Below are 19,012 nucleotides of genomic sequence, written 5' to 3' on the forward strand. Positions count from 1 at the left end.
TCTCGATCGTGTCGGCATGATCTCTCCCTTGGGAGCAAACGTTCCCGCGGCGCGCAGGTCCCGGCATTGCAGGCAATGCCGCGGACCGCGCGCCACGGGCGGGAGGATGGCTCTATTTCTTCTTCACCAGCTCGTTGGCGTAGGCCTCGAGCTCGTTGAGGCCGCCCTTGACGTCGGTGCGGGTGCCGGTGACCAGTTCCTCGAGGATGATGCCCCAGCGGTCGCCGAGATCCGGCCAGCGTGGGTCCTGCCAGAAATTGACCGCCGTGACCTTGCCCGTCGCGGCGAGCGCCTGACCGAGATCGGCGCCGTAGATGTCGGCGAATTCCTTGCTGGACAGGATGCTGGTGCGGTTCAGTTCGCCGAACTGATGGGCGTCGAGCCGGCGCTTCTCGTTTTCCTTCGAGGTTGCCCAGGCGATGAACAGGCCGGCGCATTTCTTCGAGGCGTCGTCCGCATTGGCCTTCGCCGCGATGGCGAGACCATGGCCGTAACCGCCGCCGGGCAGCGGCGAGGGCGGCGGCAGGAAGCCGATCTTGCCGACCACTTGCGACGTCTTCGGGTCGACCGACATCCCCGACAGCGGCGTCGATTCGACCAGGATCGCCACCTGGCCCGACAGGAAGGCGCCGGTCGATTCATCCCAGCTGCCGGTCTGCGTACCGGGCGCCGAATCCTTGAACAGCTTCAGATAGGCCTCGGTCGCCTTGACGGCGGCGTCCGAATTGAAGGCAGGCTTGTCGCCGTCGAACCACTGGCCGCCATAGGCCTTGAAGAACGGCATCCAGCGCCAGACATTGGCGCCCGAACCGCGTGCGCCGCGCAGCGCGATGCCGTACATGCCCTTGTCCGGATTGGTGAGCTTCGGCACGTCGGCGATCAGCTCGTCCAGGGTCTTGGGCGGCTGGATGCCGGCGGCCTCAAGCACGTCCTTGCGGTAGACCATCAGGTCGCCGCCGCCGGTCAGCGGCGCGAACCAGACCTTGCCGTCATAGGTCGCGACCTTCTGGCGGCCTGGATCGAAGTCGGCGTAATCATAGTCGGCCGGATAATAATCGGTCAGCGGCACGATCCATTTCGACGATGCAAAGAGCGCGACGTTGGCTTCGTCGACATAGTAGACGTTGTAGTTGCCGACGGTAGACGCATCGGCGCGTGATTTCGCCCGGCGGTCGTTCTCGTTCAAATAGTCGATCTGGAAGCCGGCGCCGGCGAGCTTCTCGAACTCCGCCTTGGAGTCCTCCAGAAGCGTCAGGCCGTCGCGCGGCTGCGCCAGCACCTTGACCGGGGCCGAGCAGACCGGCGCCTGCGCCAGCGCAATGGTTGATACAGTAGCGGAAAGCACGAAAGCTGCGCCCAAGCCCGCAGCGAGCCGAATTGGTTTCATTGATTTTCTCCTCCAGGAACACTCGCGGGAAGCGCAAGTCCTCGGGTCATGCGATCCTCACCATCGCCCGAGCGACATGCCACCCGTCGCCAAAATGCGGAGTTCAATCACGCCAAGCTAGAAGCCTCGTTGCAGTAAACCTGTACTTTTATGCATTGTGCAGCGCAAAATACGGTGCCGTGTGACGAAGTCTGTCACACGAGTATCGATCGCGTCTAAACCGTTGATTTTAGAGGGTGCTTATGCGCGCATCGCCAGCCGCTGCCGCGACAGCTTGCGATAGGAAGACGGCGTCATCTTGTGCTTGCGCAGGAAGGCGCGGTTGAAGTTCGAGATGTTCATGTAGCCGACCTGGAAACAGATGTCGGTGATCGCAATGTCAGTGTCGGCCAGCAGCTTGCAGGCCTGCCAGAGTCTGAGCTTGGCGAGGTGGTCGCTGAAGGAGTTGCCGGTGTTCTTCTGGAAGAAGCGCGAGAACGTGCTCTCGGTCATCCCGGCGAGTTCGGCCACATCAGGCAGTTTCAGATCCTCGGCGAAATGCTGGAACAGATAAGTCAGCGTGCGCTGGATGATGTCGAGCGAGGCAGCGTCGAGAACCGGCGAGAAATCCGGCGACGACAGCAGCTCATATTCATCGGTCCTGGCCAAGAGGTCGACCAGTTCGAGGAACAGGCAGAGGCGGGCGAGACCATGCACCGTTCCCATCCGCTCCATCAGCTCGGCGCCTTCCAGCGCGGTGCGGCCATGAAAGACCATGCCGCGCAGAGACCGTTCCAGGAACGGCTCCAGTTCGCGCAGCTCCGGCAGCAGGCCCGCCGAGCCGCGCAGCCTCTGCGCATCGAACTGCAGCACGATATCGCGGCCTTCGATCAACTCGCCCGGCTGCACCGCCGTCACCCAGTCATGCGGCAGGCCGCCACCGACAATGGTCAGGTAGCCCGGCCCGAACTCGCCGATGTGATCACCCACCAGGACCACGCCGGAAGATTTGCGCAGCAGATGGATTTCGTACTCCGGATGAAAATTCCAGACATTGCGCTCCCAAGGATAGTCATCCAGCCGCCACAGGAAACTGTCGCTCGCCTCGGTGACGATATGTTCGAAGGCCGGCGCCGTGCGCAGCGTTGCAACGGGGTTCCTGCTGCGCTTGAACTGCATCCTGCCTCCTGGTTTCTCGTGGCACCTCACCCGTCCCTGCAATCCGTAGCAGCCCCTGGCCCGCATGTGAAATAGCCCTCGCTTCGCACTAGTTTGCGTGCCTTCGGCACTCAGGACCATCTTCTGGCTCAATCTGTTCCCGCCCCTCCTCCCTTGCCTTCATGTCGCGTTTCGTACAAAAGCTGGCGCAAACGCCGCGAAACCGAAGGTTTTGCCGTTTTGAAAATGCGGCTTCCGGCTTTGATACCGACGTGCCGTATCTGGAAAGAGCGGAACAATGTCTGCGATCGAAGCCGGCGCTCGCGCGCCGGAAAATCTTTGGCGTCAGGAAATCAGGGCGACGCTGGCGCTGGCCTGGCCGATGGTGCTGACCAATCTCGGCCAGACGGCGATGACGGCGACCGACGTCATGATGATGGGTCGTCTCGGCCCGGACACGCTGGCCAGCGGCGCGCTTGGCGCCAACCTCTATTTCATGCCGCTGATCTTCGGGCTCGGCCTGATGCTGGCGACCTCGCCGATGATCGCGACCGAGCTCGGCCGTCGCCGCCATTCGGTGCGCGATTTGCGTCGCACCGTGCGCCAGGGCCTGTGGCTGGCGATCCTGATCTCGATCCCGATCTGGCTCGTGCTTTGGCATGGCGAGGCGATTCTCTTGGCCATGGGCCAGGAGCCGGCCCTGGCGCATCAAGCAGGCATTTATCTGCGCTGGCTGGAATGGGCGGTGCTGCCGTTCTACGGCTATATCGTGCTGCGCTCGTTCATCTCGGCGCTGGAGCGGCCGGGCTGGGCGCTGGTCATCGTCTTCGTCGCCGTTGCCTGCAACGCGCTGTTCAACTGGGTGTTCATGTTCGGCAATCTCGGCGTGCCTGCAATGGGCATCGCAGGCTCGGGCCTTGCGACCTCGCTGTCCTCAACGCTGATGTTGATCGGCATGGCTGCGGTGGTGATGCTGGAGAAGAAGTTCCGGCGCTATCGCCTGTTCGGGCGATTCTGGCGATCCGACTGGCCGCGCTTCAAGGGCCTGTTGCGGCTCGGCCTGCCGATCGCCGGTATTCTCGCTTTCGAGGTGACCATCTTCAACGCGGCGGCACTGCTGATGGGCCTGATCGACGCGGATTCGCTGGCCGCGCACGCCATCGCCATCCAGATCGCCTCGATCTCCTTCATGGTGCCGCTGGGCCTCAACCAGGCGGTGACGGTGCGCGTCGGGCTTGCGCATGGCGCCGGCAATCCGGAAGGCGTTTCGCGCGCCGGCTGGACCGCCTTTGTCATCGGCGTCTCGTTCATGGCGCTGATGGGGCTGGTGATGATCCTTTGGCCACATCTCCTGATCAGCGCCTTCATCGACCTCACCAACCCGGCCAATGCCAGGGTGATCGCGCTTGCCGTGTCGTTCCTGGTGTTTGCAGCACTGTTCCAGATATTCGACGGCGCGCAAGCGGTTGCCGCCGGCATGCTGCGCGGCCTGCACGACACCAAGGTGCCGATGATCTATGCAGCGATCGGCTATTGGGGCGTCGGCCTGCCGCTCGGCGTGCTGCTCGCCTTCCATTTCGGCTTCCACGGCGTCGGCATCTGGATCGGCCTGTCGTCTGGACTGGCCGTGGTGGCGGCCCTGCTTCTGACGCGCTGGCTGCGGCGCGACAGGATCGCACCGCCGCTGGTGTTAGGGCATTGACAGACCGTTGCCGGTTGCCCGCCACCGAACTTTCAGCCGTGATTCATTCCGTTGAGGCCGGAACTACGCCGCCTGAACGATCTCGACCAGTTCAACGTCGAACACCAGGTCCTTTCCGGCCAACGGATGATTGCCGTCGAGCTTGACGCTGGCGTCGTTCACGCCGACGACCGTTACCGGCATGGGGCGCCCCTCGCGGGTTCTGACCTGCAATCGAGTACCGATATCGACGTTGATGTTATCCGGCACGCGGGCGCGGTCGATGGTCATGACCGCTTCGGGGCGGTGGGGGCCATAGGCGGCTTCGGCGGGAACGGTGACGGTGCTTTTCGCGCCGACCTCCATGCCCTCGACATGGGTTTCAAGACCGGGAATCACCTGCCCTTCACCCAGCGTGAATTGCAACGGTTCGCCGCCGGAAGCATCGAATTGAGTGCCGTCGGCCAGACGTCCAGTATAATTGATGCGCACGGTGTCGCCATTCTTGGCCTGTGTCATGGCAGTCATCCTTTTGGGAGCTTTTGAGGGGACCGGCCAGAGGTCACGGTCCCGTTTTCGATCATCCATGCACTAAGGTGCACGGCGCGAAACTCTAAAACTAGGTGCTCGGCTGGAGATGTAAAGCGCTGGAGCTGCCAACCGGCTTCCCCATGTGCCGCCTTCATTCGCGTGCGGCCTGCGCGATGATGCCCGCCGCCGGCCTTCAGCGCAGGTCAAGCCATCACCGAAATCACTCAATGTAGTCGCCGTCGATGCCGGTCAACACAACGTGCTCGTGGCTCAGCGCATCGGCACCCGCTTCTCCAGACGCCGCGCATATTGCGTCAGGGGAAAGCACATGGCGAAGAAGATCAGCGCCACCAGCCCGTATACCTTGAACGGTTCGAAGGTCGCATTGTTGATGGCGTTGGAGGTCCGCACCAGCTCCTCGAAGCCGATGATCGAGGTCAGCGCGGTCGATTTGATGAGCTGTACCAGGAAGCCGACCGTCGGCGCGCGGGTGATCGAGAACGCCTGCGGCAGGATGATCAGCCTGAGTTCCTGCAGATAGTGCAGGCCGAGGCTGGCGCCGGCGTCCCATTGGCCCAACGGCAGCGCGGCGACGCCGGAGCGCCAGATCTCGGCGAGATAGGCGCTGGCGAAGAAGGTCAGGCCGAGCACGGCCGCCGTCCATGGCTCAATGCGCAGGCCGAGCATCGGCAGGCCGAAGAACATCAGGAAGAGCTGCATCAGGAGCGGCGTTCCCTGGAACAGCGCGATGTAGCCTGACGCGAGGCGCCGGCTCCATGTGTTCTTCGATATCCTCAGGAACAGCACCGCCATTCCAACCGCCGCGCCGCCGACAAAGGCGGCCAGTGACAACAGCACCGTCCAGCGCGTGGCCAGCAGGAGATTGCGCACGATGTCCCAGAGGGTGAACTCGATCATGACACGCCAGCCCCGAGCGCGCGGCGCCCTCCTGCGACCAGGAGCCTTCGCAAGGCCATCGACATCAAGAGGTAGACCAGCGTGACGACGAAATACGTCTCGAAAGAACGAAAGGTGCGCGCCTGCAGCATGTCGGCCTCATAGGTCAATTCGCGCACCGCGATCTGCGAAACCACAGCCGATTCCAGCATCATGATGACGATCTGGCTGGTCAGCGCCGGATAAATGATCTTGAGCGCCTGCGGCAGCACGATCTTGACGAAAACCTGGCGGAGCCGCAGCCCAAGCGCCAGGGCTGCTTCCGTCTGCCCGTGCGGCACCGCGTCGAGCCCGGCGCCGACGATCTCGATCGTGTAGGCCGCCATGTTGAGCGTCATCGCCAGCATGGCGGCCAGGATGGGATCGAGCCTGATCCCGAGGCTGGGCAGGCCGAAGAAGATGAAGAACAGCTGCACCAGGAACGGTGTGTTGCGCATCACCTCGACATACCAGGCGATGGCCCGGCGAAGCAGTACGGGGCCGTTCCGCCGTCCCGCGGCACCGAGGATGCTGAGCAGCGTTCCCGCCAGCGTGGTCACGGCGATCAGCAGGATCGTCGTGGCCGCGCCGTGGGCGATATCGCCCACGGCACCTGGAAGCCAGCCGAAGGCCACGGAAACTCAATCCTTGAGGTTGTCGGGGTTGAGCGGCGTCTTCAGCCAGGCTTTCGAGCTTTCGTCCAGCTTGCCGTCGGCCAGCATCTTGGCGACGGCGTCGTTGACCGCCTTCTTCAGGGCGTCCTCATTCTTGTTGAGACCGATATGCGAGGGCGAGGTCAGGAGCTGGAACTTCTGCTCCGGCTTCAGCGCTTCCTGCTTGGCCAAAACCTGCGCGCCGACATCGTTGCCGACGACCATCAGCTGGGTCTGGCCCGAGATGAACGCCTGGATCACCGAATTGTAGTTGTCGAAGCGCTTGATATCGGCCGAGGCTGGTGCGACCGCAGTGAGCGACGTGTCCTCGAGCGTGCCGCGATTGACGGCGATCGACTTGTCGGCAAGGTCTTCCTTGCCCTTCACCGTCATCGCGGCCGGACCGATCACCGCGATGTAATAGGGGGCGTAGGCGGCGGCGAAGTCGATTACCTGCTCACGCTCCTTCGAGTAGCCGACGCTCATCAGGATATCGACGCGGTGGTCGTTCAAATAGGGGATGCGGTTCTGGCCGGTGACGGCCACCGGATTGAGCTTCACCTTGAGCGTGTCGGCGATGTACTGGGCGACGTCCATGTCGTAGCCCTTGAGGCTCATATCGGCGCTGGCCGAGGAGAAGGGCGGGAAGTCGGCGAAGACGCCGACATTGATGGTGCCGGCCTTGGTAATATCAGCCAGCGCATCGGCGTTGGCGGCGTGTGTGGCGATACCGAGGCCGGTGGCGCCGAGTACCAGGACGGCGGCGATGGATGATTTCAGTGTCGAGTGGATTGTCATTGTTATTCCCCTTCTGGAAGCTTTGATTGTTTCCGGTCGGCCGCCGGCTCCAGCGCGGCGGCCGCCTTGGCTTTGATCGTCAGGCACCCTTACCGGTGATTGCCGGGCTGAACACCATCAGGCTCAAGATCTCGAACAGCACCTGGGCGCCGGCATGGGCCGTGTTGGTGGTGGCGTCATATTGCGGCGCCACCTCGACGACGTCGCCGCCGACGATGTTGAGGCCTTTGAGGCCGCGCAGCAGCTCGAGCACTTCGCGCGTGGTGAGCCCGCCGACTTCCGGCGTGCCGGTGCCGGGCGCAAAGGCCGGATCGACGCTGTCGATATCGAAGGAGACATAGGTCGGGCCGTCGCCAACGATCTTGCGCGCCTTCTCGATGATGGCGGGGATGCCGAGACCGGTCACCTCCTCGGCATGGACCACCGTCATCCCGGACTCGTAGGTGAACTCCCACAGATATTCGGCCGAGCCGCGAATGCCGATCTGGATGGTGCGCGTCGGGTCGAGCACGCCGTCGAGCACCGCGTTGCGGAACGGCCCGCCGTGGTGGAACTTGGTCATGTCGAATAGGCCGCTGGTGTCGCAATGGGCATCGATGTGGATCAGGCCGACTGGTGCCTTCTTGCCGACGGCCTTCAGGATCGGATGGCTGATCGAATGGTCGCCGCCGACCGACAGCGGAATGACGCCGGCATCGACGATCTGGTTGGTGCGGCGCTCGATGTCCTCATGGCTGGCCTCGAGCCGATAGCGGCTGCGGAACGGCGTGTCGCCGATATCGGCAACCCTGAGTTCATGCGTCGGCGCGCATTCCAGCACGTGATTGTAGGGGCCGATGCGCTCGATGGCACGCAATGCCCTCGGCCCGAAGCGCGAGCCCGGCCGGTTGGTGACGCCGAGGTCCATCGGCACGCCGATCATCGCCACCTGCAGGTCGCCAAAATCCGGGTTCTCCGCAGCGATTTCGCGGTAGGGTGCGGCAAGGAAGGTCGGTATGCCGGAATAGGGCGCCAGCCTGGTGCCGCTCTTGGAGAAGATCTTGTCGGCGACCTTGCGGAATTTTGGGTCGAACATTTCGCCGCCATGGCTCTCGCCATATTTGCGACGCAAGGCGTCGAGCTTGCCACGATCGTAACCCATTCCGTTCCTCCTGCTGAGCGATGCAACGCGGACGTCGGTGATATCAGGCGAACTGACCGTCGACCGGCCGGTTCGCCGTCACACTGCCGCCTGCAAATTTCATGTCTTAATGCGATTGCCTGCCGAAGTGTCCGGCAGCCGCATTGAAAAATCAATTGATATTGTTAGGGTGTTTCCTGTGAGAAAATCTCACAAACTCAGGAGAGCCAGATGGCCAAACGCCTGCCGCCCCTGAACCCGCTGCGCGCCTTCGAGGCAACGGCGCGCCATGGCTCGCTGACCAAGGCGGCGAGTGAGCTGAATGTCACGCATGGTGCCGTCAGCCACCAGATCAAGGCGCTGGAGCAGTCGCTCGGCGTCAAGCTGTTCGAGCGTGTCGGCCAGCGGGTCAAACTGACACCGCATGGCGCCGAACTCTTGCCGGCGGTATCGACAGCCTTCGACGGCATCGCCGCCGCCACGCAGCGGCTGACGCGGCCGGCGAGCAGCGGCGCGCTTTCGGTGTCCTGCGTGCCGGCTTTGCTGCTTTTGTGGATGACGCCCAGGCTGGGCAGCTTCACCGCGCAATATCCCGACATCCAGCTGACGCTCATCCCCTCCAACGACCCCAGGGATATCCGGGCGCCGCATATCGATGTCTGCGTGCACTATGGCAATGGCAGCTGGACCGACTGCTGGATGCGCAAATGGTCCGGCCTCGAACTGTTTCCCGTGGTCAGCCCGACCTTGATCAACAACCGCCCGATCCGCAGCGTCAGGGATCTCGCCGACCACGTATTCCTGCATGGCGATGACGGCCGCGAATGGCACACCTGGCTGGCGGCCGCCGATGCACTGGACCTCGAGCGCGGCCGCCGCCATCATCTCGGCGACGCGCGCATGGCGACCGAGGCCGCGGTGCACGGCCATGGCGTGGCGCTCGGCGATTCGGTGACGGCAAGCGCGCTGCTGGCCAGGGGCATGCTGGTCGCGCCGTTCAGCCTGTCGGTGCCGGCTGTCGATGAATTCTACATCGTCTGCCGCAACGAAATGCGCTCGACGCCGATTGTGCAAGTGTTCATCGACTGGCTGTTCGCCGAGAAGGCCGGGGATGACGGCCGCGCCGGCGCCCCGGTGGCGGGCCGCATCGTCAGCCGCCGCAAGCGTCCAGCGCTCAAGGTCATCGGCGCCAAAGCGGCCTCTTGACCCTGGACTGGAGCGGGTTCTTTTTGTCAGGCCAGCCGCAAAGCGGGAGGCGCTTTCAAAATTTCAATGCTAAGAGGCATTTGGCCAATGCATGTCGCCCAAAAGTGCGCAGCGGTTTTGGGAAAACGACATGCATGAAACTTAAGAACTTAAAGCGCGTCGCCTGAATCTGTTCGGGGCAATGCGCTTTAAGAGCGAGCAGCGAAGGCGACATCGAGATATGGCAAAGACCGATATTGCGCGGCGCGTCTACAACCACACCTGGAAGCTCGATCCGATCGTGCGCAGCCTGCTCGACACCGACTTCTACAAGCTTTTGATGCTGCAGATGATCTGGGGCATGTACCCCAAGGTCGACGCAACCTTCTCGCTGATCAATCGTACAACGTCGGTAAAGCTTGCCGATGAAATCGACGAGGGCGAACTGCGCGAACAGCTCGACCATGCCCGCACTTTGCGCTTCTCCAAGAAGGAGATGATCTGGCTGGGTGGCAACAATTTCTACGGCCGCAAACAGATTTTCGAGCCGGAGTTCCTCGCTTGGCTGGAGGGCTTCCGGCTGCCCGATTACGAGCTGTCCAAACGCGACGGCCAGTATGAGCTGACCTTTGTCGGGCCGTGGATGTACACCACGCTGTGGGAGATTCCGGCGCTCGCCATCATCAACGAATTGCGTTCGCGCGCGGCCATGCGGGCCTTCGGGCCGTTCGCGCTCGATGTGCTCTATGCCCGCGCCAAGGCCAAGATGTGGGCCAAGACCGAGCGGCTGAAGGCGCTACCCGGTATCCGCATCTCCGACTTCGGCACGCGCCGGCGGCATTCCTTCCTGTGGCAGCGCTGGTGCGTCGAAGCATTGAAGGAGGGTGTCGGCGAGGCCTTCACCGGCACCTCCAACGTGCTGCTGGCGATGGACAACGACCTCGAAGCGCTCGGCACCAACGCGCACGAACTGCCGATGGTATTCGCGGCCCTTGCCGATTCCGAGAAGGAGCTGAAGCAGTCACCCTACAAGGTGCTGCAGGACTGGCAGCGCTATTATGGCGGCAACCTGCTGATCGTGCTGCCAGACACCTTCGGCACGGCTGCGTTCCTGCGCGATGCGCCTGAATGGATCGCCGACTGGACAGGCTTCCGCCCCGACAGCGCGCCGCCGATCGATGGCGGCGAAAAAATTCTGTCCTGGTGGCGCGAGAAGGGCAAGGACCCGAGGCAGAAGCTGCTGATCTTCTCCGACGGGCTCGAGGTCGAGACCATCGAGGAGACCTACCGCCACTTCAAGGGCAAGGTGCGCATGTCCTTCGGCTGGGGCACCAATCTCACCAACGATTTCGAGGGTTGCGCGCCAACGGAAACCAACAGGCTCGACGCCATCTCGCTGGTCTGCAAGGTCAGCGAAGCCAATGGCAGGCCGGCGGTGAAGCTTTCCGACAATCCGGCCAAGGCGACCGGCGATTCCAAGGAGATCGAGCGCTATCTCAGGATTTTCGGGGCGAAGGATCGCGTGGAGCAGCTGGTCAAGGTGTAAGGGGAGACCGGACTCATGGATAGTTCGAGTCCCTTCACGCCCCCCTCTGTCCTGCCGGACATCTCCCCCACAAGGGGGGAGATCATGCTGCCATCTTCGCCTTCGCCAATCTCCAGCGTTGCAAGGGAAGCCCCGGCGGAGAAGTCGCCAATCTCCCCCCTTGAGGGCGAGATGTCCGGCAGGACAGAGGGGGGCGCCGTAGAGTGTTGCCGTCTGCCATTGGCGCTATTGCCTGCGGCCCTTCTCCCCACCCCCGCCTTCGCCCATGCCTCCGATCGCGGCCATGTCCTGCTCCTGCCGACCGGCTACTATCTCGTCGGCGGCGCTTTCGCCGTGGCCGTCAGCTTCCTCGCACTGGCGCTGCTGCCGGCGGATTGGCTTGACCGTTTCTGGCGACGGCGCCTGCCGCTGTTCGCCTTCAGCGACCGCGCCCGCATCGCCATCAGCCTGATATCCTTTGCCGGCTTTGCAATTCTCATCGTCGCCGGCCTTTTCGGCAGCCGCGACCCGCTCTCCAACCCGCTGCCACTGGTGGTCTGGACGCTGCTATGGGCCGGCGTCACGCTGCTGCAGGGTGTCTTCGGCGATCTCTGGTCCTGGCTGAACCCATGGTGCGGGCCGTGGCGCCTCGCTTCGCGCCTGCTCGGAACAAGCGATGAGGGATTCTGGCGCCTTCCCCGATGGCTCGGTTTCTGGCCTTCCGTCATCCTATTCTTCGCCTTCGCCTGGTTCGAGCTGATCGATCCGGCGCCCGACGATCCGGCACGGCTTGCCCTGGCCGCCGGCGTCTACTGGCTGTTCACCTTTGCCGCCATGCTGGCGTTCGGCTATCGCAGTTGGAGCCGCAGCGGCGAATTCCTGACGATCTTCTTCTCGATGGTGGCGCGTTTCGCGCCGGTCGAGCGCGACGAGAAGGGCCGGCTTGGGCTTTGCTGGCCAGGCGCAAAACTGCTGGCGGCGGAGCCTTTGCCGCCCAGCGGCATCGCCTTCCTGCTGCTTGCCCTGTCGTCGGTCTCCTTCGACGGCCTGTCGAAAACCTTCTTCTGGCTCGGCCTGTTCGGCATCAATCCGCTCGAATTCCCGGGCCGCACCGCCGTGATCGGCAGCGGCACTTTCGGGCTCGTTCTGACGTTCCTGCTGCTGGCAGCGGTGTTCCTCCTCGCCGTCACCCTCGGCCAGCGCCTTGCCGGCAGCGATCAACCACTCGGCCAGGCGGCGGGCCTGCTGGTCTGGTCGATCGTGCCGATCGCGCTCGCCTACCACGTCGCGCACTACCTGACCGCGCTGCTGGTCGACGGCCAGTATGCGATGGCCGCCCTGTCCGACCCGTTCGCGCTGGGCTGGAACCTGTTCGGCACCGCCGACATGCAGGTCGAGGCCGGCATCGTCGCCGGTGCGGAGTCCGCCTGGTGGCTGTGGAATGCCCAGGCCGGCGCCATCATATCAGGCCATGTGCTCGCCGTGCTCGTCGCCCACGGTTTCGCCTGGCGCCTGCACCCGCAGCCTGCCCGCGCAGCACTCAACCAGTTTCCGCTCACGCTGCTGATGATCGCCTACACCGTCTTCGGCCTCTGGCTGCTCGCCACGCCGACAGTTGGGTAGAGCCGTTTGCACTGGAAAATAAACCGGGATTCCCGTAGAGCAATTCCAGTAAAAGTGTGAAACGGTTTTCCGTCCGGAATTGACTCAAAACAAAGAGTTCGAACCAGCATTGCCGTGTCCCGACTTTGGTGATTTAGTTTGTACACATGCAATTTCGACCCTCCGATAAGGGGCGGCCTGCCGCGCTACAGCCATTGGTCAAAACTCAAAAAACAGGGGAACTGCCGTGACTGACAAGAATGGGTTTTTCGATCTCTCCAAAACCACGCTCTCCCGCCGGACGGCGCTGAAGGGCCTCGCCGCCGGCGCTGGCCTCGCCGTGGCTCCCGGTTTCGTCCGTTACAGCCAGGCGCAGAGCTCGGCGCCGATCAAGATCGGCTTCCAGTCGCACCGCACCGGCATTGGTGCTGCCTATGGCCGCTGGTACGAGAAGACCACCGCTGCGGCGGTCAAGGCGATCAACGCAGCCGGCGGCATCAATGGCCGTCAGGTCGAGGTGATCATCGAGGATGACGGCACCGATCCCGGCCGTGGTGCGGAAGTGGTCGGCAAGTTCGCCACCCAGCACAAGACCGATATCGTCTTCGGCACGCTGTTCTCGCACGTCGTCATCGGCTCGGCGCCCGCTGCCGGCGAAGCCAAGATACCCTATTTCGTCGTCAGCGAAGGCCACCATGTCGCCTCGACCAAGCTCAACCGCTATGTCTTCCAGCCCGGCATCACCGATGTGAAGAGCCAAATCCAGTCGATGGCGCCGTGGATCGCGGCCAATGCCGGCAAGAAGGTGACGCAGATCTTCCCCGATTTTGCTTTCGGCTACGACCATCGCGACTACCTGCCTCCGGCGCTTAAGGCGCAGGGCGCCGAGGTCATCGCGCAGATCGCCATCCCGCCGACGGAATCGTCGTTCACGAAATATTTTCCGCAGATCCCGGCCGAGACCGAGGTGATCTACCACGTCATGGTCGGTCCGGCGGTGCTCACCTTCGTCAAGGAACTCGGCGAATTCTACGGCTCCAACCGGCCGCAGCTGTTCGGCTTCATCGATTCGCTGGAAGCCGTCGACATCAACAGCCCCGGCCTGGAATTCCTCGATGGCAGCCATTTCTGGGAAGGCTCGCCGCGCTATGCGCAGCCTGACGATTCCGCAGCGCAGAAGGCCTATCGCGCCGCCGTCGGCATCGACGACAACGGTGCCGCCGTCGGCGACCCCAAGGACGTCTCCACCGCCGCGCACATGTTCGGCTGCTGGGAAACGCTCTATGTCGTCAAGAAGGCGATGGAGGATGCCGGCTACAAGGGGCCGGAAGACCGCGCCAAGCTGGTCGAGGCGACCGAGGCGCTGACCGCTTTCGCCGAAGGCCCGGAGCATCCGCAGGGGCCGAAAACCTTCAACGGCAAGATCCACCAGTGTTTTGGCATCCAGAACATCTCCAAGGTCGAAGGCGGCAAGCTCAAGGTCGTGCACAAGACCAAGATCGAGGACGGGCTTTACGAGGCCGAAGGGGATTATACGAAGCAGGCGCTGTGAGGCTTAGCTGAACCAGCAAGCGTGAGCGCCCAGCCGCCCCCCTCTGTCCTGCCGGACCCGGCCCTCCGCTGTCGCTCCGGGCGTTCGTCGTTCGGAAAGCCAAGCAATTGGCTTTCCGTCCGCTGCGCGGACCACTCCTCACCCCCCTCAAGGGGCGCGATTGCGCTATCGCTAGGCGTGTAGCCGATGCATTTTGGACCCCATCTCCTCCTCGCCGCTCTCGAAGGCCTCGTCACATCAGCCGTGCTGGCGCTGACGGCGCTTGGGCTGTCGCTGGTGTTCGGCGTGATGCGCGTGGTCAATGTCGCGCATGGTGAGTTCTTCATGCTTGGCGCTGTGCTCGCCTGGGCGATCACCACGGCAATCGGCGGCCATCCGGCGCTCGGTTTCCTGGCGGCGCTGGTGATTGCGCCGCTGATCGTTGGCGCCATCGCGTTGATTGCCGAGCGGCTGGTGCTGCGCCGGCTCAACTACAATCCGGAAGCCACCATCGTCGCCACCATCGGCATGCTCTACATCATCCAGCAACTGGCGCTGACCTTTTATGGTCCCGAGGCGCGGCCGGTGGAGCCGCCCTTTAACTACCGTATCCTTCTGCCGTGGTTCGGCTATTCCGGCTACAAGCTGTCGATCATCGCCGCTTCCGCGCTTCTGCTCACCGCGACATGGCTGGTGCTGACGCGCACCAGGATCGGCCTCATCATGCGCGCCACGCAGTATGACAGCGAGACGGCGCAGGCCTTCGGCATTGCGGTCGGCCGCGTCTATGGCGGCGTCTTCGCGCTTGGCGCCATGCTGGCAGCCATTGCCGCGGTGCTGATCGTGCCGATCAGCCAGGCGCATTATCTGATGGGGCAGGATCCGCTGCTGTTGTCCTTCATCGTCGTCATCATCGGCGGCCTCGGCTCGCTGCGCGGCACGGTCGTCGCCGCCGTGCTGATCGGCCTGTCGGACGGCATCATATCGATGTTCTTCTCGCCGACGCTGGCCAAGATCATCGCCACGCTGCTGGTCGCCATGGTGCTGGTGTTCCGCCCGCAAGGGCTGTTCGGGACGGCCTCGCGATGAGCGAAGCTTCGCCGGCGAAAGCCTATGCCCTGCATCTCGGCGTCATTGCGCTGCTCTTCGCGCTGAGCTTCCTGCTGCCGGAATACTATCACGGCCTGCTCGCCCGTATCATGGTGCTGGCGGTGTTCGCCATGGGCTACAACATGCTGTTCGGCTATGTCGGCCTGCTCAGCCTCGGCCACGCCATGTTCTTCGGCGCCGGGCTCTATGGCGCCGGCCTTGCCGTCATCCAGCTCGGCTGGAACGTGCCGGCGGCATTCGCCGTGGGCCTCGGCTGTGGTGCCGTTCTGGCCCTGATCATTGGCCTGTTGGCACTGCGCACCACGGGCGTTGCCTTCATGATCGTCACCATGATGTTCGCGCAGGTGTTTTATCTCCTCATCCTCTACTTCGCCGTGTGGACCGGCGGCGATCAAGGCCAGGTCGTGCCGCAGCCGGCGCGCGTCCTCAATTTCGGTGCGACCTCGCTCGACCTCACCAATCCGACCGTGCGCTACATGAGTGCGCTGGCGCTGTTCTCGCTCGTGCTGCTCGTCACGCTGGCCACCGTCCGCTCCCGCTATGGCCGCGTTCTCGTTGCCATCCGCGAGAACGAGGAGCGCACGAAGATGCTGGGCTACGACACTTTCTCCAACAAGCTCATAGCCGTCGTCGTCTCCGGCGCGATCTGTGCAGCGTCAGGTGCCGCCTACGCGCTGCTGTTCGGCTATGTCGGATCGAGTTTCGCCTCGGTGCAATATTCGATCCTGCCGCTGCTATGGGTATTGCTCGGCGGCGCCGCCACGACGCTCGGACCGCTGATCGGCACGCTGTTCATGTATTATGTCATCGACGTCACCAGCGGCTACACCTCCGCCTATCTGCTGATCGTCGGTGTGGCACTGATCCTTCTGGTACTGTTCTTCCCAAAGGGTATTCTCGGTACCATCCGCCAGCGCTGGCTCGGGTGGCTGCCATGATGCCGCTTTTGACGACCAAGGGTCTGTCGCGCAATTTCGGCGGCCTGCGCGCCGTCGACAGCGTCGACTTCACCCTGATGCCCGGAGAGATCCGCGCCGTGATCGGCCCCAATGGAGCCGGGAAAACCACCTTCGTCAGCCTGGTCAGCGGCCGCATCCAGCCATCTTCGGGAGCGATCGTCTTCGACGGCGCCGACATCACAGGCCTGCCGGCCTATATCAGGGTCCGCCAGGGCATCGCCTATACGTTCCAGATCACCAGCGTCTTCGCCAATCTCAGCGCCTACGACAATGTCGCGCTGCCGGTGCAGCGCACGCTGAGCGACAGCCGCTCGAAAGGCGCGGTCAAAGCCGGCGTCATGTCGGCGCTCGAACGTACGGGACTGGCCGACCGCGCCCATATGCAGGCCGGGCAATTGTCCTATGGCCACCAGCGTCTGCTGGAAGTGACTATGGGCCTGGCACTGAAGCCACGCCTCTTGATCCTCGACGAGCCGACGCAAGGGCTGGCCGACAGCGAGATCGACAATTTCGTGGAGCTGGTGCGCGAGATCGCCAGGAGCGCCACCGTGCTTTTGATCGAGCACAACATGCCTGTCGTCATGCAGCTGGCCGACCGCATTACCGTCTTCAATGCCGGCAAGATCCTGGCCGAAGGCACGCCCGAGGCGATCCGCGAAAACGCGGCGGTGCAGGAAGCCTATCTGGGGACGGCCCCATGATTGAAGCGAACATGACGGAGACGGGCAAGACGCAAGCCTTGGCGATCTCGGGACTGGACTGCTTCTATGGCGCTGTCCAGGTGCTCCATGGGCTCGATCTGGTGCTGAACAAGGGCGAGGTGCTGTGCCTGTTTGGCCGTAACGGCGCCGGCAAGACGACGGCGCTGAAGGCGATCATGGGACTGGTTCCTTCAAGCGCGGGCTCGATCAAGCTCGCCGGCCGGGAATTGACCGGCCTGCCGGCGCATGACGTGCCGAAGGCCGGCGTCGCCTATGTGCCGCAGGGAAGGCGGCTGTTCGCCGAGATGACCGTGGCGGAGAACATCGAGATCGGGCTGATGGCGCGCGGCAAGGGCAAGGCCGTGCGGGAAAATGTCCTCGAGCTTTTTCCATTACTGCGCCAGCGGCTGAGGCAACGCTCGGGCACTCTGTCCGGCGGCGAACAGCAGATGCTGGCCATGGCGCGCGCACTGTGCCTGGAGCCGCAGGTGCTGCTGCTCGACGAACCGACCGAAGGGCTGATGCCGTCGATGATCGCCAAGATCCGCGAGACCGTGGCGATGCTGCGCGACATGGGCGTCTCGACCATCCTGGTCGAACAGCGGGTCGACGCGGTGCTGTCGGTCGCCGACCGCGTTTGCTTTATTGAGAACGGCCGCAACCGCGAGACGGTCGACGTCGCGGACCTGCGCGCCGACCCTTCGGCGGTCAGGCGGTATGTGGGCGTGGGTTGATCACCCGAAGAACAGAAAGCCCGCAACCAGAAACGTCGGGATCAATACCAGCCCGGACCACGCCATGTAGCCGAAAAAGCCGGGCATCTTGACGCCGCGGTGCCTGGCGATGGCATAGACCATGAAGTTGGGCGCATTGCCGATATAGGTGTTGGCGCCCATGAACACGGCGCCCACCGAGATCGCGGCAAGCGTCGAAGCGAACTCGGTCATCAGGTGTCGAGGGTCGCCGCTGGCAAGCTCGAAGAACACCAGATAGGTCGGTGCATTGTCGAGGAAGGACGACAGCGCTCCGGTCAGCCAGAAATAGGCGAGATCGTTGGGCTGGCCCGAGGGAGAACTGACAAGCGACACCAACGGCGCCAGTGCCCCCTCATGGCTGGCCCTGAGGATGGCGATGACCGGCACGATGCAGATGAAAATGCCGGCAAACAATTTCGCCACCTCCGCGATCGGAGCCCAGGTGAAGCCGTTCGCTTCGCGGTGGCTCTTGTATGAGAGGGGAAGCGACAGCAAGGCCAGCGCGAGGATGATGGCGTCGCGCACCAGGTTCTGCAGTTCGAGACCGACCCCGAACACGGGAAAACTCACGCCCGGCTTCCAGGCCGCCGACAGCAGGATCGCACCGATCACACCAGCCAGCAGCGGAAGGTTGGCGAGGCCGCGCAGGCGCACCTTCGTATCCGGCGTCGGATCCTTGATCTTCGGTGCGCCGGCCTCGCGCCGGTGCAGGATGATGTCGATGCCTAAGAAGACGGCCAGCACGACGAGGCCGACGAAGAAGGTCTCCCGGTAGAGGTTGGTGGTGGTCCAGAAGAAATCGACGCCGCGCAGGAAGCCGACGAACAGAGGCGGATCGCCGAGCGGCGTCAGCGAGCCGCCGATGTTGGAAACCAGGAAAATGAAGAAGATGACGATATGGGCGTTGAACGGCCTGTTGTCGTTGGCGCGCAGGATCGGCCGGATCAGGATCATCGAGGCGCCGGTGGTGCCGATCACCGAGGCCAGGATCGCGCCAGCAACCAACAGCCCGGCATTGACCAGCGGCGTGCCGTGAATGTTGCCGGCAAGCAGGATGCCGCCCGAAATGGTGTAGAGCGCGAACAACAGGATGATGAACGACATGTATTCGGTGAGCAGCGCGTGCAGCACCGCCTCTGTCGCCGAGGGGACGCCGAAGGCCAATGCCAGCGGCACGACGACCAGCGCCGCCCACAGGGCAGTGATCTTGCCGTAATGATGCTCCCAGGCATGGGGGAACAGCAGCGGGCCGGTGGCGATCGACAGCAGCAATCCGGCAAAAGGCAGCGCCCACCACAGCGACATCGCGGCGCCGGGCAGACCGTGCTCCTCGGCCGCGAAGGCCTGTGTCGGAAACAGCATAGTGGCGGCGGCGATTGCTGCGCCCACCATCATTCCTGT

General features: G+C 63.4%; 17 protein-coding genes. 9 read left to right on the forward strand and 8 right to left on the reverse strand.

Features of this window, described 5'->3' with window-relative positions; all coding sequences use genetic code 11:
- Positions 1-112 precede the first annotated feature (112 nt).
- Positions 113-1,387, reverse strand: coding sequence for an ABC transporter substrate-binding protein (locus JT360_RS03965; protein WP_214470247.1), 1,275 nt, complete (start codon positions 1,385-1,387; stop codon positions 113-115).
- 240 nt (positions 1,388-1,627) lie between these two features.
- Positions 1,628-2,545, reverse strand: a complete 918-nt coding sequence (locus JT360_RS03970; protein ID WP_214470248.1) for an AraC family transcriptional regulator — start codon at positions 2,543-2,545, stop codon at positions 1,628-1,630.
- Between the two features lie 277 nt (positions 2,546-2,822).
- Here JT360_RS03970 and JT360_RS03975 point away from each other — a divergent pair, with 277 nt between their 5' ends.
- Positions 2,823-4,226 carry an MATE family efflux transporter gene (locus tag JT360_RS03975; RefSeq protein WP_214470249.1) on the forward strand — a complete coding sequence of 468 codons (1,404 nt, stop codon included), beginning with the start codon at positions 2,823-2,825 and terminating at the stop codon, positions 4,224-4,226.
- Between the two features lie 63 nt (positions 4,227-4,289).
- Here the strand turns inward: JT360_RS03975 and JT360_RS03980 are convergent, their stop codons facing one another.
- The 5 genes from JT360_RS03980 to speB form a co-directional block, all read right to left on the reverse strand.
- Positions 4,290-4,724: an FKBP-type peptidyl-prolyl cis-trans isomerase gene (locus tag JT360_RS03980; protein ID WP_214470250.1), complete on the reverse strand. Its 435-nt coding sequence runs from the start codon at positions 4,722-4,724 to the stop codon at positions 4,290-4,292.
- Between the two features lie 282 nt (positions 4,725-5,006).
- Positions 5,007-5,654 carry an amino acid ABC transporter permease gene (locus JT360_RS03985; protein ID WP_214470251.1) on the reverse strand — a complete coding sequence of 216 codons (648 nt, stop codon included), beginning with the start codon at positions 5,652-5,654 and terminating at the stop codon, positions 5,007-5,009.
- On the reverse strand, positions 5,651-6,307 hold the full coding sequence (locus JT360_RS03990; RefSeq protein WP_214470252.1) for an amino acid ABC transporter permease: 657 nt from the start codon (positions 6,305-6,307) through the stop codon (positions 5,651-5,653). Before JT360_RS03990 ends, JT360_RS03985 begins: the two co-directional genes overlap by 4 nt.
- A 6-nt stretch (positions 6,308-6,313) precedes the next feature.
- Positions 6,314-7,123: a transporter substrate-binding domain-containing protein gene (locus JT360_RS03995; protein ID WP_214470253.1), complete on the reverse strand. Its 810-nt coding sequence runs from the start codon at positions 7,121-7,123 to the stop codon at positions 6,314-6,316.
- 79 nt (positions 7,124-7,202) lie between these two features.
- Complete coding sequence (gene speB / locus JT360_RS04000) at positions 7,203-8,264, reverse strand: agmatinase (protein WP_214470254.1); 1,062 nt, start codon at positions 8,262-8,264, stop codon at positions 7,203-7,205.
- A gap of 210 nt (positions 8,265-8,474) precedes the next feature.
- Between speB and gcvA the strand changes: the two genes are divergently transcribed.
- The 8 genes from gcvA (at position 8,475) to JT360_RS04040 (ending at position 17,590) form a co-directional block, all read left to right on the forward strand.
- On the forward strand, positions 8,475-9,449 hold the full coding sequence (gcvA, locus tag JT360_RS04005) for a transcriptional regulator GcvA (protein ID WP_214470255.1): 975 nt from the start codon (positions 8,475-8,477) through the stop codon (positions 9,447-9,449).
- Positions 9,450-9,669: 220 nt separating this feature from the next.
- Entirely contained in the window at positions 9,670-10,974 is a 1,305-nt protein-coding gene (gene pncB, locus JT360_RS04010) for a nicotinate phosphoribosyltransferase (RefSeq protein WP_214470256.1), read from the forward strand.
- 171 nt (positions 10,975-11,145) lie between these two features.
- A complete protein-coding gene (locus JT360_RS04015; RefSeq protein ID WP_214470257.1) occupies positions 11,146-12,576 on the forward strand; it encodes a hypothetical protein in 1,431 nt (476 codons plus the stop codon).
- A gap of 226 nt (positions 12,577-12,802) precedes the next feature.
- Positions 12,803-14,107, forward strand: a complete 1,305-nt coding sequence (locus JT360_RS04020) for an ABC transporter substrate-binding protein (RefSeq protein WP_214470258.1) — start codon at positions 12,803-12,805, stop codon at positions 14,105-14,107.
- Between the two features lie 186 nt (positions 14,108-14,293).
- Complete coding sequence (locus tag JT360_RS04025; protein WP_214470259.1) at positions 14,294-15,175, forward strand: branched-chain amino acid ABC transporter permease; 882 nt, start codon at positions 14,294-14,296, stop codon at positions 15,173-15,175.
- Complete coding sequence (locus tag JT360_RS04030) at positions 15,172-16,134, forward strand: branched-chain amino acid ABC transporter permease (RefSeq protein WP_214470260.1); 963 nt, start codon at positions 15,172-15,174, stop codon at positions 16,132-16,134. Before JT360_RS04025 ends, JT360_RS04030 begins: the two co-directional genes overlap by 4 nt.
- The gene (locus tag JT360_RS04035) at positions 16,131-16,856 is read left to right on the forward strand and encodes an ABC transporter ATP-binding protein (protein ID WP_214470261.1); all 726 of its coding nucleotides are present in this window, start codon (positions 16,131-16,133) and stop codon (positions 16,854-16,856) included. Before JT360_RS04030 ends, JT360_RS04035 begins: the two co-directional genes overlap by 4 nt.
- An 11-nt stretch (positions 16,857-16,867) precedes the next feature.
- Entirely contained in the window at positions 16,868-17,590 is a 723-nt protein-coding gene (locus JT360_RS04040; protein ID WP_214470415.1) for an ABC transporter ATP-binding protein, read from the forward strand.
- Here JT360_RS04040 and JT360_RS04045 read toward each other — a convergent pair whose 3' ends face one another.
- Positions 17,591-19,003, reverse strand: a complete 1,413-nt coding sequence (locus tag JT360_RS04045) for a sodium:proton antiporter (protein ID WP_214470262.1) — start codon at positions 19,001-19,003, stop codon at positions 17,591-17,593.
- Positions 19,004-19,012: the final 9 nt, after the last annotated feature.

This window comes from Mesorhizobium sp. dw_380, from assembly GCF_018588885.1.
In the GTDB taxonomy this organism is placed as follows: domain Bacteria; phylum Pseudomonadota; class Alphaproteobacteria; order Rhizobiales; family Rhizobiaceae; genus Mesorhizobium.

Coding starts and splice junctions, on each gene's coding strand:
- gcvA (WP_214470255.1), top strand. CDS start 8,475: ATGGCCAAACGCCTGCCGCCCCTGAACCCGCTGCGCGCCTTCGAGGCA.
- JT360_RS04030 (WP_214470260.1), top strand. CDS start 15,172: ATGAGCGAAGCTTCGCCGGCGAAAGCCTATGCCCTGCATCTCGGCGTC.
- JT360_RS03985 (WP_214470251.1), bottom strand. CDS start 5,654: ATGATCGAGTTCACCCTCTGGGACATCGTGCGCAATCTCCTGCTGGCC.
- JT360_RS03980 (WP_214470250.1), bottom strand. CDS start 4,724: ATGACACAGGCCAAGAATGGCGACACCGTGCGCATCAATTATACTGGA.
- JT360_RS03995 (WP_214470253.1), bottom strand. CDS start 7,123: ATGACAATCCACTCGACACTGAAATCATCCATCGCCGCCGTCCTGGTA.
- JT360_RS04035 (WP_214470261.1), top strand. CDS start 16,131: ATGATGCCGCTTTTGACGACCAAGGGTCTGTCGCGCAATTTCGGCGGC.
- JT360_RS04015 (WP_214470257.1), top strand. CDS start 11,146: ATGTCCGGCAGGACAGAGGGGGGCGCCGTAGAGTGTTGCCGTCTGCCA.
- JT360_RS03965 (WP_214470247.1), bottom strand. CDS start 1,387: ATGAAACCAATTCGGCTCGCTGCGGGCTTGGGCGCAGCTTTCGTGCTT.
- JT360_RS03970 (WP_214470248.1), bottom strand. CDS start 2,545: ATGCAGTTCAAGCGCAGCAGGAACCCCGTTGCAACGCTGCGCACGGCG.
- JT360_RS04045 (WP_214470262.1), bottom strand. CDS start 19,003: ATGGTGGGCGCAGCAATCGCCGCCGCCACTATGCTGTTTCCGACACAG.
- speB (WP_214470254.1), bottom strand. CDS start 8,264: ATGGGTTACGATCGTGGCAAGCTCGACGCCTTGCGTCGCAAATATGGC.
- pncB (WP_214470256.1), top strand. CDS start 9,670: ATGGCAAAGACCGATATTGCGCGGCGCGTCTACAACCACACCTGGAAG.
- JT360_RS04040 (WP_214470415.1), top strand. CDS start 16,868: ATGACGGAGACGGGCAAGACGCAAGCCTTGGCGATCTCGGGACTGGAC.
- JT360_RS03975 (WP_214470249.1), top strand. CDS start 2,823: ATGTCTGCGATCGAAGCCGGCGCTCGCGCGCCGGAAAATCTTTGGCGT.
- JT360_RS04025 (WP_214470259.1), top strand. CDS start 14,294: ATGCATTTTGGACCCCATCTCCTCCTCGCCGCTCTCGAAGGCCTCGTC.